A 13,814-nucleotide genomic window follows, 5' to 3' on the forward strand; every position below is an offset into this window, starting at 1 on the left:
ATATAATAGACCTCTTTCCAAAATCAAATAGGCTTAGTTAGTAAGTTAGCAATAGCCGCGATTAGGTTGAGCCGCAATTTGAACCTTCTTCTTCTGTTTCGATATTTTTCAGCCAGTATTCTGAATATTTTGAGTTTTCGGATGATATTCTCGATAGCCACCCTGCTGGAGGATATCCGTTGGTTTCTTTGTTTATCTGTTTTGGTAAGCGGATTTTTCTTGCTTCTTTTTCTTTGGTATTTCGGTATTGGGATGTGCCTTTTGTAATCCTTGGTATCCGGTATCTACTTCTGCGGTTATGGTGGGATGGATGGGTGTTTGGCTTTGTTTATACAGCTTGTAATCATGCTTGCGTCCATTTCCCACTTCGGTGCAAACAATCTGTCGGGTATTTTGGTCTGCTATTATCTGTGATTTTAAGGTGTGTCTTTTCTTTTTACCTGAGTAATAACGCCGCTGTTTTTTTAGGTCGCTCAATAGGGGTTTCCGTCACATCTATCCAGACTAGCTCAAACTTATTTTCCGGACAGGTAAGTACCTTTTTTGCCAGGCAAATGAAACCGGGGATCGTTGATGAGCTTATGCTCCGTATCCATAATTATTTTACAAACCGCCGATTCACTAATGTCATAGGTAATGCCAATATGGAACATGGTTCGATACTCCCTGTAATACATCAGGAGCATCAAAATCTTATCCTCTAAACTTAATTTGGAAGCCACTCCACGGCAGGTGCTTTCTTGCTTTTGCATTTGCCTCTTCTAGAGCCTGCACCATCAGATGAAACACCTCTCAGGTGACTCCTGTACTACGTTTAAACTGTGCCTTTGGCTGTTTTGAATAATTGTCCATCGCATGAAGCAAAGAAATTATCAAACTTCTGTTTTTCCACAATTCAATCAACAGAACACATAGTCTAGTGTACTTATTTTTAGAATAAACCCATTTTGGAAAGAAGTCTAATGTTTTTGGGCAGCACCTGCTTTCTTCCGCCAAATTGTCCTCCCCTCTCTCCATTTTTGACCGACCCATTGCTATTCGGTACCCATCTCCAGCTATTCGGTCCCTGTTAGCAAGAGATAGGTCCCTGTTCGTAGCTATTCGGTCCCTGTTAGTAAGAGATAGGTGCCTGTTCGTAGCTACTCGGTCCCTGTTAGCTAAAGACAGGTGCCTGTTAGCTGCTACTCGGTACCTGTTCGCAAGAGACAGGGACCAGTTCGTAGCTATTCGGTCCCTGTTCGCCAAAGACAGGTGCCTGTTCGCAGCGATTCGGTCCCTGTTAGCCAAAGATAGGTGCCTGTTAGCTGCTATTCGGTCCCTGTTAGCAAGAGACAGGGACCAGTTCGTAGCTATTCGGTCCCTGTTAGCATAAAACAAGTACTTATGCGTTAGAGAAATTGTTGGTTTTTAAGTTTCGCGGAAGAGCGTTTAATTTGCTCTTATATATAAAGACGGTTGAAACGTTCGTTTGAAAAATCAGATTTATGTTAATATTCTCATGCATCAATTTCACACATTCTAAAATACACCCGCTTTTCGACGGGCAGATTATCCGGACCAGCTATTTGGTTGGCGATGCAGCCCTAGTGGCCGGCAGCAGCGTGATGGGTGTGGACGCTGAACAAGGGTGGAGTAATCCATCGGGACAGTTTAAGAAGGCGATGATTATGGACTTTGCCCGCCATGAGCCCAATCCGCGGTTTCTGAAAGATGTAGAAATCTACTATGAAGCGCGGAATAAAATGCGCCATAAAGTGAAACACGAAACAAAGGAGATGATTGTGGCTCGCAAAAAGGTGGAGCATGCCATGGACGTTCTATATGAAGAAGCCGTGAAGAGATTCAAAGAAAGTTTCGCTCGCGCGGGATATTTGGGACTGATGCCTCTGGTGGAGGCCAACGAGATTATTCTACACGGCTCCTCTGTCGAAATGCCGGAGTCCATCGAGCGTGATGCCAAAGCATATAGCGAAAATCTGCGCGATTATTGGACCGACAAAACTGATGGCTATGCGTTCACTCTCCCTTTTTGGGATTATGTGTCCGAAGCTAATATAGTGGTGAGCGATATTGATGAGGCAGACGAAAACGCCGAGGTGCTGACCTTTCGGCTGCCTGATTTGCCCGCCTTGACTGCGTTTACGGCTGCCGAATTGAAATCTATTAAACAAGATTTATTTCCGCATCCCGAAATGAGGAAAGCGATAGAGGACTGGCACCACATTTTGATGAAGGAAGACTTTGGTCCCGAAAATTTTGATGCTTATCGAAACTATTTCTCTACCCATTTGCTGGATTATGTGCAAGAGGCAGAGAAAAAAGCAGCAGAGAATATGTTGCTGAATAGAGTGCGGGCCCAGTTGAATCAAAAGAGCCGCACCGAAAATTTTCTATCCATCTGTCCGGCAGAGATTGTTTGGGATTATCTGGAGTGGTGTGGAATGATTCCCAAAGAATCTGTCGAGGCTTTTAAGAAGAATATGCCCGAAAACTGTACTGGCGAAAAAGCGGTGCTGATATTGGTCAACAAACCGGAGTTGCTCAAACCGGAGGAAGAAATGTATGATAAACAATCGCTGGAGTTGTAACTTTATTCATTTAAAAACATAGCCGATGAAAACCAAAAAGTATGACTACTACCACGCCATCATTCGCAAGGCGGAGCAGTTGCTCGAATTGCGGTCGCTGGAAGAATTTGTTCATTATGCCAATGCCAATCACCTGAAGCAGATTATCGTCACTCGCATTCCCGAAACGGATGCCGAGGCTTTTGGCTTGGCGAGTAAAGGAGCTTTGTATGTATGCCCCACAGCAGGCTACGAATCGCTCGAAGATTTTCAAACCGCCACAGAAAATAGTTTTCCCGACTCTACTACCTTTTATGCCGCGCAGCAAATCAACTGTAGCACCTATGCCGAATATCAAACGGCACAAGAGCACAGCATCACTGATGCCTCGGTGTTTGAGGAAATGAAAACGAAAGGCTATGTGGACGGCTATGTAGTTTTTGAAAGAACGCGCAACGACAATCCGGCGCTGCCTCGCTTAGGGGAAATCACCCACGTGAAAGATTTGTTTGACTATGCACAGGAGAAGTCATTTACTGATTTTCGGCATTTCATGACCGTATGGGAAGCGGGCTTTACCAATCCGCTGGAACATCAGATGGCGATTGAAAAAGGATTGAATAATTCTGACGATTTTAAACTGTTCAATAAAGGATGCTTCATTTCTTTGGAGGAATTCAAATTGGCAAAGTCGAAGGGTATTCTAAGCAAGAAAGAACTGGAAAAGTTTGTAGATCTGAGCCTATCCATCTATCCCGATGCCGCCTTTGATGAGCTGCTGCTGATCAGCATTGTTTCCAAACTGCCGAACGGCCAGACCACCGAATTTAAAAAGCTGTATGATTTCTTTGTCAAATCAACAGAAGACTATAAGCGGACAGAGGAGGATGGCCAAGTGAAATTTCCGCAGTGGTTTACGCGGCAACTGAGCACAGAAGAAGAGGTCAAAAAGTTTTTAGTCAGTAGCAATCAGGTGAAGCTATTCGGCACCTACGATGCGGATAAGAATTTGTTTGAAACCAAACATATTGAACTGAGAATGGTGGTGGTAGATGGAAGCAACGTGGCCTACAACTCCAACATGGCCGACCGGAAGAAGGATGGGTTCAAGGCCGAATTGAAAAATATTCTGATTGTGGTGAAGAAGCTGAGAACGGATTATCATTTTGAGGACATCCACGTCATTTCGGATAGCAATCTTTATCATGTAGTGAAAGACCGGGAGTTGCTGAAGGAGATAAAGGAATTATGCAAATATTCAGAATCTCCTTCGGGCATTCCGGCAGATGTACATTTGATTAAACAAGTCAAAAAACATCATTGCCTGCTGGTGACGAACGATAATTTTACAGACTGGAAAATAAAAGACAAATGGCTGGAGGACAATATCGGCTTCTATCGCCTGCCTTTTATGCTGAACGGCGATGTGGTGCTGATCCCGTATATGGATAAATATAAGAAGTGATGGAGCCGGTGATGGATGGCAGCGGTTGGTCGGAATAATTTATCTGCCCGCTAGCCAAACATCTGGATCTAATTTGTCCTTGCCTTTCCAGATTTCCAAATGGACCTTTGTCACGTCTTCGCTTGAGTCGGTGTAAAGTTTGCCAAGTGACTGCTTGATGTCTACCGTTTGATTGGGCTTCACGCTGACGGTTTCAATATTAGAATAGACCGTGAAATATTCGCCGTGCTTGATGATGATACAGTTTTGCGTGGTGGGCAGATAGAACACACTCACGACGGTTCCTCCAAAAAGTGCGCGAGCTTCTGCACCGCGTTCGGTTTTAATGTCTATGCCGTTATTTTCTACCATCACTCCTTTCAGCACCGCGTGTTCATGTTTGCCAAAAGAAGAAATGACGTAGCCCTTCAGCACCGGCCAAGGCAACTTGCCGCGATTGTTTGAAAAGCCTTTCGACAGTTCCTGTTCTTCGGGGGTCAAGGTGATGAGGGTCGGAGCTTTGCGCACAATGCCTTTCTTGGCATCTTGTTCGCGCCGCCGCTTTTCTTCATCTTCCGCTTTCTTTCTTGCCAAGCGAATTTCTTCTTCAATAATCTTTTGAATCTTGTTGTTGAGTGCCTGAGCAGCTTTGTTTTTCTGCTCTATTCTTTTGCGCAGCGTTTTTTCTTTTTCCTGTAGCATGACTACCGCTTGGTCTTTCTCCTGTTTCTCTTGCTCCATGCGCACCTTCTGGTGGGTTTGCTGGCCGAGAATAGTTTGCTTTTCTTCTTTGCTAAGTGCTAACGTATCGTGACGGCTCTGTAAATCCTCTATGGCCAGTTGCAACTCCTTAGCCTGTCCGCGCCGGTAATCGGCAATGCGCAATAGATAATTATATCGTCGGGCCGCCTCATAAAAAGTAGCGGAGGAGAGCAGAAACACCACCTGATTTTGAAGTGTGATGTTTTCATAACTCTTGCGCAACATCTCGGCATAATCCTGTTTCATCTTCTCCACCTCCGTTGCTTTTTCGACGAGTTCAGATTCCATCAGGTTGATTTCCTCGTCCATCTCATTGATTTGACCTCCGAGATTTTGAATTAGTTTTTCGCGAGAACGAATCTTGGCCTGGAGAGCTTGTATCTCCGAAAGGCTCTTCACCTTTTTGGCACTGGTCCGCTTCATGTCGGCGTTAATCAACTTGATTTCCTCTTGCAACTTCTTCATTTGACTTTGAAGTTGCACCTTCTTTTTCTGTGTGCTTTGCGCGTCTGCATGGACAAAGGAGATCAAGCTAAAAAGGATACAAAGGGAAACCTGAGCTATCTTTTTCATAGACCACCGACCAAAGTCAATTGGCATCCAAGCCTTCGGCACTGTCAACTGGGTTTTCATTTATCAAAAGGATAGGTCAATTCTTCATTCCGTTTTGCGCGGCTGATTTCAATGGACATTTGCATCACTGCCGCTCCGTGATGAATAGTCATGAGTCGCCGATATGAAAACGGTTTTTCATTCAGCGCCGCATAGGCCTCAAAAATAATTTCCATATCCTGGTTCAGAAGCTTGTCTTTCAACAGAATTTTGCGGAGGGTGTACTCTTGTTTGTCCACCCACACGGTTTCGCGCATATTGTTTGATTCAGTGTGAAGCACCCAAAAGCTATCCTGTTCTGTCACTAAAGCCGCTTTTTCGCCGATGCTCATTCTTTGCCCCGCTATGAATTGTTGCAGTTGATTGAAGTTGACCGGGAAGGGCAGCCAGAATTGCAAATAGCTAAGGTCGTGGGTAGTCATATCGCCAGAGAAATTGTTGAGCACCCGCATCGAGTCGCGGCCTATCAACAGGCGCACGCCTTCAATACCCGCGGTGGATAGACTCATCCATACCAGACTGTCCTTTTTCATCCTTATGCCGGTTTGAAAAGAAGTCCGCTCATCACCATCGCTCCAACTCACTTTGGCCCGCGCCGAAAGGGTTTGATAATCAAACTGTGTTGCTGCGATGCGCGCTATCAAAGTGTCCGCATCAGAAATAGGCGGTTCCTGTGCAAAGCCAGAAACGCTGAACACCACATACACCATGAATAAAACAACCGTCTTAAATTTCATTTTAATTGAGCCCTGATAAATAACGTGCCAAAGATGTAGAATATTATGAAGCAGCGTCGCCGGGCTAAAAAATTAGGGGGAATTAACAGGGAACTATCTGATCAGGTTTTCTTATATCTTAGCCTTATGAAAATCAGCGATGAGAAAACCCTGCACCTCCCTATTCTAATTGAACAGGACGAGGACGATGTATATATTGTTTCCTGCCCCTCTTTTAAGGGTTGCCATTCTTATGGCAAAACGGTGGAAGAGGCACTAAAAAATATTCGTGAAGCAATTGATTTGTGTATGGAGGATGAGCCTGCCTTAGAGATTAATAAGTTTATCGGGTTTCGCGAGTTGCACGTCAAAGTGGCATGAGCAACAAACAGCCGGTCATGTCCGGGAAAAACTTAGTGCGGCTGCTGATGCAACATGGCTTTGAAATCGTTCGCATTAAAGGCTCTCATTACCGGATGAAGCATCCCGACGGTCGGGTGACAACTATACCCGTTCATCATAATGACGATATACCAAGAGGACTGCTACGCAAAATTGTTCGCGAAGATTTGATTATGGATATGGAAGAATTTGTCGTTTGGATAGAAGCAAAATAAATCTGGTTTCCACCTTTCACCTGTAAATGTTTCAGGTTACATCCAAATAGGCCCGCATAGTTTTCTCTGCAAAAGTCTCTGGAGTCAGCGACAGCGCATGAGCATAGCCCTTGTCAATCATTTCTTTTCTCAGAGATTCGTTCCGCAACACTCGAATCAGTGCATCAGCAATTTCTTCCGGCTGATGTGGATCTATATATATGGAATGCTCTCCACCGGCTTCCTGCATACAGCCACCGGACGTAGTGATAACAGGAGTGCGGCTGCACAGCGCTTCGAGCACCGGCGCTCCGAAACCTTCATAGATGGAAGGATATACAAACACAGCAGCGAGTTGATAGAGCGTAGGCAGTTCTTCGTTGGATATGCCGGAAATGATTTTTATTCTGCGTTCCAATTTCATTTGAGCAATAAGATGAAGGATACTTTTCCTTTCCGAACCGCCAGAGCCGACAAGGATTAAATTCTCGTCCACTTTATCTTTGATTAAATCAAAAGCGCGAATCAATGTCTTTTGATTTTTACGTGGGAAAAAGGAAGATACATTGAGCATGAATTTTTCAGGGAGCGCATATTTCCTCTTGAGCTCTGATTTGGCTTCCACGGTCGCTATTTTATAGAACACGGGTTCCACCGCCGGGTGAATGACTGTTATTTTCTCTTTTGGGGTTTTATAAAAGTGCACTAAATCATTTTTAGTCTCCTCGCTCACAGCAATAATCCGGTTGGCATGTTTAGCAGCATAGCGGGTTTTGATCTCATAAATCTTCCGGTCAAGAAAGAAATACTGCTGCGTGTGTTTCAGAAAAATCAAATCGTGAATCGTCACCACCGATGGAATACCCGACTGATGTATATTGAACGGCAGTTCATTGCTCAGTCCATGATAAATATTCACGCCTCGTCCCTTCAATTGTTCGATCATGCTGAACGAGCGCCAAAAAGGAGAGAATGCCTTATCAAACTTTGTCTTTGGCGCAATGATTTGCAACTTGTCATACAGTTTATAAAACTCCTCCTCCCTTGATCTGGGCGAAAAGAGCAGGTATTCATGCTCGGGAAATTTTTGTGCCAAGGCATTGATAAGAATACGAGCATGATTTCCCAATCCGGTGGAGTTATTCAAGGCGCGCTTGGCATCGAAACCGATTTTCATCACCGTTTCATTTTAATCGCTAGAAAATATTTCAGAAAGACTTCGCGACTTTGGTAATAACAGATGGTCCAACCAAGGCTGCCTTCCATAAATCCTAAATTCAAAAAATAGTTTCGGAAGAGTTTGAACATCGGACTGAAAAGCATTTTCATTATAAGATAGAGGAGGGATTTATCTTTTAATTGCTGTGCAGCTATCGAGGCAAACCTATCGCTTTGCTTGATAAGCGACTCTTGAGTAGGGTATGTGTAATGAAGCAGGTCGCCGAACAGGTGAGCTACGGATACCATATTTTGCATCTCTAATTTCTCATGGATGAGCGCTTCATTCCATTTTCCTTTATTCTTCCTGAATAAACGCAATTTCTTATCCGGATACCAGCCACAGGTGCGGATTGGTTTGCTTCCCAAGAAATTCAAACGGTTCATCACGTAAGCATCATGGAGAAAATTGGACTTCGCTTCTATGATTGATTGTTTAAGTTCTTCACTCAATACTTCATCTGCATCTATGGAGAAGATATAGTCATGACTTGCCAAGGCGTTACCATAATTTTTCTGTATCCCATAAGAATCAAATTTCCTGGCATGGACTTTCGCTCCCTTTTGTTCGGCAATTTCACGAGTCCGGTCGGTGGAGAACGAATCTACCGCAATGATTTCGTCGGCAATACCACAAACAGAATCCAAACATCTTCCGATGTTGGTTTCCTCATTATAAGTGATAATAACAACCGTTAGTTTATTCATTACGGCGATCGTAATTTATGAATACCAACAGAAAAATAAGATAAAAGCCCGTGCCGATTTGCTCTTCTAGGGTGTCCTCCGTCAGAAAGGAAGAAAAGAGAATCAGGTGGAGCAGTGTCAATATCCAAAGCTTGTAATGTCCGTTCACCACAAGCGGAACAAAAAATGCCATTAGAAAAAGAAGTAACCCTATTACTCCCGTCGTTGCCAGCACCCAGATGAACTGATTGTGCGGAATACGCCTGTTCTGTTCGCTGATCTCAGGATAATCACTGGCGTGCACTTTGTCGCTTTCAATTTTCAAATCTCCCGAACCTACTCCAATCAAGGGGTGTTGTTTCCATATCTGCATCCCCACCTTCATAGACACCAGACGCATGGCATCTGAATAGTCGTTGATGTTTCCTTCGCGATATTGAGCCAAATCCCATTTCATGTATTCTATCTTATTATGAAAACCGGGTAGAAAGTGATAAGCCAAATAGGGCAATATGGATACGGCTACAACAACCAACAGACTTTGAAAAATTCGTTTGCGCCGGAACGCCTCTCGCCATGCGAGAAAGATAACCCCGATGTAAAGCGCAAGCAATCCACTGCGCACGCTCAGTATATGCAAGGCGACAAAAGCAAAAGCTGCCAAAAGAATCAAGACCCATCTTTCTTTGGAACCAAATAGATATTCTTTCCGTTCTAGCAGCCATAGGCAGCAGAAAAAAGAGAAAGCCAACATCAGGGAATAACGAATGTGACTATAAGGCATCGGAATACCATTGCCCCTCGAGAAGGATTCGGTGATGGCTTCATAGTTCAAAAAATATCGAACCAATACCACTATAGTGCTAACAGCAAACACCAAGATAAATCCATAAAGCAGCGCAGTGATTTGTTTGGTGGAAAGCTTTTTAAGCGGGGCAAATGCCAAGGGCAAGGCAATGTATGGTAATTTTATCCTCACCCAATTCATCCAACTCGTTTTATCTTCAGAATAAATCCCTGAAAACAAAACAATCCAAAAGAAAAGGGACAGAATCCACCATTCCTTTCGGGCGAAATAGTTTTTAAAAGTATCTCCTCCATAAAACAGCAAACTGACCAGCAGCATGGACATCATCCCGATGCTCGCCAGCGCACGCGAAGCCACAAAGCCGATAAAGACTAGTTGACAGCAGCCGACAATGACCCATAATAACTGATCCTCTCCTATCCATCTTTTCAATGAAAAACTATTGTTGGGTATCGGGCTTTGCAAAAGGATTTTAATTTTAAAGCATAAACATAAAACTCTTGTCAGACAATCTTTCCATTCCCGATTATAAAACTCTGGCACGTACCATTTCCTTAGTGGAGAACGAAGTCGAAGGATTTGAAGATATTCTTCATCACCTGCAACCCAAAAACATCCCCGTCGTGGGCTTCACCGGCCCGCCGGGCGCAGGTAAAAGTACGCTGCTTAACGCCGTCTTGAGTATTTTATTGGGCGAAGACAAGAAAATCGGATTGATTTTGATTGACCCCTCCTCCCCTTTCAACCTCGGCGCATTGCTCGGCGACCGGCTGCGGATGAGTGCTCATTTCACCAATCCCAATTTATATATCCGTTCGCTGGCTACGCGCGGCTCGTTGGGTGGACTGAGCGATAAGATTATAGAAGTAGTGGAAGTGATGCGCAGCTATCCCTTTGATTATCTGTTTATCGAAACCGTGGGCGTGGGGCAAAGCGAAGTGGAAATTGCCGGGCTCGCAGATACCACGGTGGTCATCTTGGTTCCCGAAGCCGGTGATTCTGTGCAAACGATGAAAGCCGGCCTGATGGAGATTGCCGACATCTTCGTCATCAACAAATCCGACCGTGCCGATGCCGAAGCTCTGGTTAGTTCATTATCCAACCAATTGCAATTGAATGGTAAAGAACATCTGCCTATTTTGAAAACCGTAGCGGTAGATTCCACCGGTGTGCCTGAATTGATTGCTGCATTCAAAAAATTAGAGAGCGCTCCACAAAATCAAGAACGCAAATTGGTGTTGCTATCCGAAAAGGCAGTCAGAATCATTTCTAAAAACAAGATGAAGAATTTCGATTTAGACAAAATGAAACAGGCTCTTAGTCACGAGATGAACCGACAGAACTTCAACCTTTATAGTTTCGTTCAACAATATCTTTGAGCGGCATGGTTACTTCACTCGAAATAGACGAGTTTCTGAAACAGTCAGCGGGGCATCTTATGATAGATGTCCGGTCGGAGGGGGAATATGAATATGGACATATTCCACAGGCGGTCAACATGCCCCTATTCAATAATGAGGAAAGAAAAATAGTTGGTACGCTCTACAAACAACAGGGAAAGGAAGAGGCTATTATAATGGGACGACAGATTGCCGAAAAGAAAATACCGGGCTTCCTTGAGTTTGTAGTCGGACACAAAAAAAGCGAACGAGTGTTCGTACACTGCTGGCGCGGAGGAATGCGCAGCGAAGGTGTTGCCATGCTACTGCATCAACACGGTTATAAAGTTTCAGTATTAAAAGGTGGTTATAAATCTTATCGCCACCGCGTGCTGAACATTCTGGCTGAACCCTTCCGGTTCATCGTATTAGGAGGAAAAACCGGTAGCGGCAAAACAGATGTTCTTCAACAATTAAAACAACGGGGTGCGCAAATGGTGGACCTCGAAGCACTGGCGCAGCACAAAGGCTCTGCCTTCGGCGCTTTGGGGCAGGCGGCGCAACCCAGCACGGAGCATTTCGAAAATCTGGTAGCAGAAGAAATGAAGTATTTCGATCGGAACAAACCGGTTTGGGTAGAAGATGAAAGCCGCACCATCGGTAGGGTATTTCTTGATTTGAATCTTTGGAACCACATGAGGGTATCACCTCTGTTTGTCATTGAACTGCCCGAAGAAATACGCTTAAAAAAACTGATTCGGGAATATGGCTCTTTCTCTATAGAAGAATTGAAAGAATCTATCACCAAAATTAAAAAGCGACTGGGCAATGAACAATGGAAATTGGCTATAGATGCACTCGCCTCCGGCGATGTACCTCAAGCAGTACAAATCGCCTTGCGCTATTACGACAAGGCTTACGAAAAAGGCATAGCGTTGAAAGACACCAAGAATATTATCCATCTCCTATTTGAAGATGGCCAACCGGATTCGATTGCAAATACACTTATAGAACAAGCACATAAAAATTATGGAAATTAAACTCACTCAATTCTCCCACGGTTCCGGTTGCGGATGCAAGATTGCCCCCTCCGTGCTGGAAGAAATCTTGAAAAACAGCGGGGAAAGCCCGATGGATAAAAACCTACTCGTTGGTAACGAAACGAAAGACGACGCTGCGGTATATGATCGGGGCGACGGCACGGCCATCATCAGCACCACCGATTTCTTTACCCCCATCGTCAACCATCCTTTTGATTATGGACGAATCGCTGCGGCCAATGCGCTGAGCGATGTATATGCTATGGGTGGAAAGCCTTTCCTCGCTATCGTCATCCTCGGCTTTCCCGTTGAAAAAATACCGGCAGCGGTGGCGCAACAAATCATCGCCGGAGGGAAAACACACCTGCGCACAGGCGGGTGTGGTGATTGGCGGTGGACATACTATTGACGCTCCCGAACCTTTCTTTGGCTTGGCGGTGACCGGTACCGTCGAAATCAAAAACCTGAAAAAGAACTCCACCGCAAAGGCCGGTGATCTGCTCTATCTCACCAAACCTCTCGGCACCGGTATGCTCGCCACTGCGCTGAAAAGAGAGATTATCCAAGCCGAAGCCATTCAAGAGGCGGTGGATTCTATGTGCCAACTTAATTCCTTTGGCGCAGTGCTGGGCGAACAGTCGTTCGTACATGCCTTGACCGATGTGACCGGTTTCGGATTGCTCGGGCACCTCCTTGAAATGTGCGAAGGCTCCGGCCTCAGTGCCGAAATAGATTACCCGAACGTTCCCCTGATGAGCGGTGTGAAAGATTTGGCTGCCAAGTTTATCTATGCCGACAACACCATGCGCAACTGGAAATCTTATGAAAAGAAAGTGGCGGGCATCAACGGCGAGTCTTTATTAACGCTCTGCGATCCGCAAACCAGCGGTGGTTTATTGGTTTCGATAGATGCACATGCACAGACAGATTTTTTGGCGATTGCCAAAAAATCCGGCCTCCACCCCGCCCTCATCGGGCGCATGAGCCCTCAAAACAGTGTCAGCATTCGTATTAATTCCTGAAGAAAAATTATAATTTTGCCTCGCAAGAAAACGACATTCTTCTCTCCCCCGATAGGCATTTCGATTCTTGTTCTATTCTATAACGCTCAATTAAAATGATGAAAGCTGCTCCAAACACCGTTGTAAAAATCACTTATGAACTGCGCACCGAACCCACCGGACCGGTGATGGATGCGGCAGATAAAGAAAGTCCCTTTTCTTTTCTGGTCGGTCATAACAATGTGCTCGATAAGTTTGAAAAAAGCCTCGAAGGCTTGATTGCCGGAAATCAATTCAACTTCTCCCTCACCGCCGAGGACGGCTATGGAGAATATGATCAACAGGCGGTCATCTCTTTAGATAAAAAAGTGTTTGCCGTTGACGGTGTAGTACAGGATGAAATGGTTTTTGTGGGCAACGTAGTGCCCCTGCAAGACCAAGATGGCAACCCCTTCCAGGGACGGGTAGTCAATATAGAAGGTGATAAGGTTACGGTTGATCTCAATCATCCGTTTGCCGGAAAACCTCTCTATTTCTCGGGCGTTGTGCTGGAAGTACGCGAAGCCAACCAAACCGAACTGGAGCATGGCCACGTGCATGAACACGGCGACCACAGCCATCATTAAGCATTACTGATTTTTAAACTTTCTTCTTTCTTCTGGCAACGGCGATAGCTGTTTTTGCCATTATTTAGTCTGTTTCTGCGGCAATCTTGCCTATTTCCACTACAGATTTCCCTATTTCCATCGCGAGTTTGCCTATTTCTGTGGCAACCTGTCCTATTTTCGTGGTGGACTTCCCTATTCTTGCGACGGATTTAGGTATTTCTGCGCCGCACTTCCCTATTTCTATGACGAGTTTCCCTAATCTTGCGGCGGACTTCCCTATTTTCGTCACAGACTTGCCTAATTCTGCCGCGGTTTTGCCTCATTCTGTCACAGAATGAGTCTGGGTATTTGCAGAAAATAGATGATTTAACATGTT

General features: G+C 44.8%; 13 protein-coding genes and 2 pseudogenes. 8 read left to right on the top strand and 7 right to left on the bottom strand.

What is annotated here, in order from left to right; translation table 11 throughout:
• Positions 1 to 23: 23 nt before the first annotated feature.
• A pseudogene (locus IPP77_07755) lies at positions 24 to 852 on the bottom strand (IS5 family transposase).
• Positions 853 to 1,484: 632 nt separating this feature from the next.
• Between IPP77_07755 and IPP77_07760 the strand changes: the two are divergent.
• A complete protein-coding gene (locus tag IPP77_07760) occupies positions 1,485 to 2,588 on the top strand; it encodes a hypothetical protein (protein MBL0309558.1) in 1,104 nt (367 codons plus the stop codon).
• Between the two features lie 25 nt (positions 2,589 to 2,613).
• On the top strand, positions 2,614 to 4,032 hold the full coding sequence (locus IPP77_07765; protein MBL0309559.1) for a hypothetical protein: 1,419 nt from the start codon (positions 2,614 to 2,616) through the stop codon (positions 4,030 to 4,032).
• Positions 4,033 to 4,071: 39 nt separating this feature from the next.
• On the opposite strand, the gene IPP77_07770 is transcribed toward IPP77_07765, so the two are convergent.
• Positions 4,072 to 5,406 carry a peptidoglycan DD-metalloendopeptidase family protein gene (locus IPP77_07770; protein ID MBL0309560.1) on the bottom strand — a complete coding sequence of 445 codons (1,335 nt, stop codon included), beginning with the start codon at positions 5,404 to 5,406 and terminating at the stop codon, positions 4,072 to 4,074.
• A complete protein-coding gene (locus IPP77_07775) occupies positions 5,403 to 6,122 on the bottom strand; it encodes a DUF4292 domain-containing protein (GenBank protein MBL0309561.1) in 720 nt (239 codons plus the stop codon). Before IPP77_07775 ends, IPP77_07770 begins: the two co-directional genes overlap by 4 nt.
• Positions 6,123 to 6,248: 126 nt before the next feature.
• On the opposite strand from IPP77_07775, the gene IPP77_07780 reads away from it, so the two are divergent.
• Both IPP77_07780 and IPP77_07785 read left to right on the top strand, forming a co-directional pair.
• Positions 6,249 to 6,482, top strand: coding sequence for a type II toxin-antitoxin system HicB family antitoxin (locus IPP77_07780; protein ID MBL0309562.1), 234 nt, complete (start codon positions 6,249 to 6,251; stop codon positions 6,480 to 6,482).
• Positions 6,479 to 6,718 carry a type II toxin-antitoxin system HicA family toxin gene (locus IPP77_07785; GenBank protein ID MBL0309563.1) on the top strand — a complete coding sequence of 80 codons (240 nt, stop codon included), beginning with the start codon at positions 6,479 to 6,481 and terminating at the stop codon, positions 6,716 to 6,718. Before IPP77_07780 ends, IPP77_07785 begins: the two co-directional genes overlap by 4 nt.
• 31 nt (positions 6,719 to 6,749) lie before the next feature.
• Here the strand turns inward: IPP77_07785 and IPP77_07790 are convergent, their stop codons facing one another.
• The 3 genes from IPP77_07790 to IPP77_07800 are packed head-to-tail and all read right to left on the bottom strand — an operon-like array spanning position 6,750 to position 9,842.
• Complete coding sequence (locus IPP77_07790) at positions 6,750 to 7,877, bottom strand: glycosyltransferase family 4 protein (GenBank protein MBL0309564.1); 1,128 nt, start codon at positions 7,875 to 7,877, stop codon at positions 6,750 to 6,752.
• Positions 7,874 to 8,623, bottom strand: a complete 750-nt coding sequence (locus tag IPP77_07795; protein ID MBL0309565.1) for a glycosyltransferase family 2 protein — start codon at positions 8,621 to 8,623, stop codon at positions 7,874 to 7,876. The genes IPP77_07790 and IPP77_07795 overlap by 4 nt, the downstream gene beginning before the upstream one ends.
• Positions 8,616 to 9,842: an O-antigen ligase family protein gene (locus tag IPP77_07800; protein MBL0309566.1), complete on the bottom strand. Its 1,227-nt coding sequence runs from the start codon at positions 9,840 to 9,842 to the stop codon at positions 8,616 to 8,618. The genes IPP77_07795 and IPP77_07800 overlap by 8 nt, the downstream gene beginning before the upstream one ends.
• A gap of 53 nt (positions 9,843 to 9,895) precedes the next feature.
• On the opposite strand from IPP77_07800, the gene meaB reads away from it, so the two are divergent.
• From meaB to IPP77_07820, 4 genes and pseudogenes are all read left to right on the top strand, one after another.
• Positions 9,896 to 10,789 carry a methylmalonyl Co-A mutase-associated GTPase MeaB gene (gene meaB / locus IPP77_07805; GenBank protein MBL0309567.1) on the top strand — a complete coding sequence of 298 codons (894 nt, stop codon included), beginning with the start codon at positions 9,896 to 9,898 and terminating at the stop codon, positions 10,787 to 10,789.
• Between the two features lie 5 nt (positions 10,790 to 10,794).
• A complete protein-coding gene (gene mnmH / locus IPP77_07810; GenBank protein MBL0309568.1) occupies positions 10,795 to 11,829 on the top strand; it encodes a tRNA 2-selenouridine(34) synthase MnmH in 1,035 nt (344 codons plus the stop codon).
• Positions 11,819 to 12,851: pseudogene (gene selD / locus IPP77_07815) on the top strand (selenide, water dikinase SelD). Before mnmH ends, selD begins: the two are co-directional and overlap by 11 nt.
• 95 nt (positions 12,852 to 12,946) lie before the next feature.
• Positions 12,947 to 13,456 (top strand): peptidylprolyl isomerase, encoded by a 510-nt coding sequence (locus IPP77_07820; GenBank protein MBL0309569.1) that lies wholly within the window; start codon positions 12,947 to 12,949, stop codon positions 13,454 to 13,456.
• A 64-nt stretch (positions 13,457 to 13,520) separates the two neighbouring features.
• On the opposite strand, the gene IPP77_07825 is transcribed toward IPP77_07820, so the two are convergent.
• Positions 13,521 to 13,727, bottom strand: a complete 207-nt coding sequence (locus tag IPP77_07825) for a hypothetical protein (protein ID MBL0309570.1) — start codon at positions 13,725 to 13,727, stop codon at positions 13,521 to 13,523.
• Positions 13,728 to 13,814 lie beyond the last annotated feature (87 nt).

It is taken from the genome of Bacteroidota bacterium (genome assembly GCA_016722375.1).
Lineage (GTDB): Bacteria > Bacteroidota > Bacteroidia > Chitinophagales > LD1 > Bog-950.

Excerpts from the sequence above, each read along its gene's own strand:
- IPP77_07785 (MBL0309563.1), top strand. The coding sequence starts at position 6,479 with ATGAGCAACAAACAGCCGGTCATGTCCGGGAAAAACTTAGTGCGGCTG.
- IPP77_07770 (MBL0309560.1), bottom strand. The coding sequence starts at position 5,406 with ATGAAAACCCAGTTGACAGTGCCGAAGGCTTGGATGCCAATTGACTTT.
- IPP77_07775 (MBL0309561.1), bottom strand. The coding sequence starts at position 6,122 with ATGAAATTTAAGACGGTTGTTTTATTCATGGTGTATGTGGTGTTCAGC.
- mnmH (MBL0309568.1), top strand. The coding sequence starts at position 10,795 with ATGGTTACTTCACTCGAAATAGACGAGTTTCTGAAACAGTCAGCGGGG.
- IPP77_07820 (MBL0309569.1), top strand. The coding sequence starts at position 12,947 with ATGATGAAAGCTGCTCCAAACACCGTTGTAAAAATCACTTATGAACTG.
- IPP77_07765 (MBL0309559.1), top strand. The coding sequence starts at position 2,614 with ATGAAAACCAAAAAGTATGACTACTACCACGCCATCATTCGCAAGGCG.
- IPP77_07795 (MBL0309565.1), bottom strand. The coding sequence starts at position 8,623 with ATGAATAAACTAACGGTTGTTATTATCACTTATAATGAGGAAACCAAC.
- IPP77_07760 (MBL0309558.1), top strand. The coding sequence starts at position 1,485 with ATGTTAATATTCTCATGCATCAATTTCACACATTCTAAAATACACCCG.
- IPP77_07780 (MBL0309562.1), top strand. The coding sequence starts at position 6,249 with ATGAAAATCAGCGATGAGAAAACCCTGCACCTCCCTATTCTAATTGAA.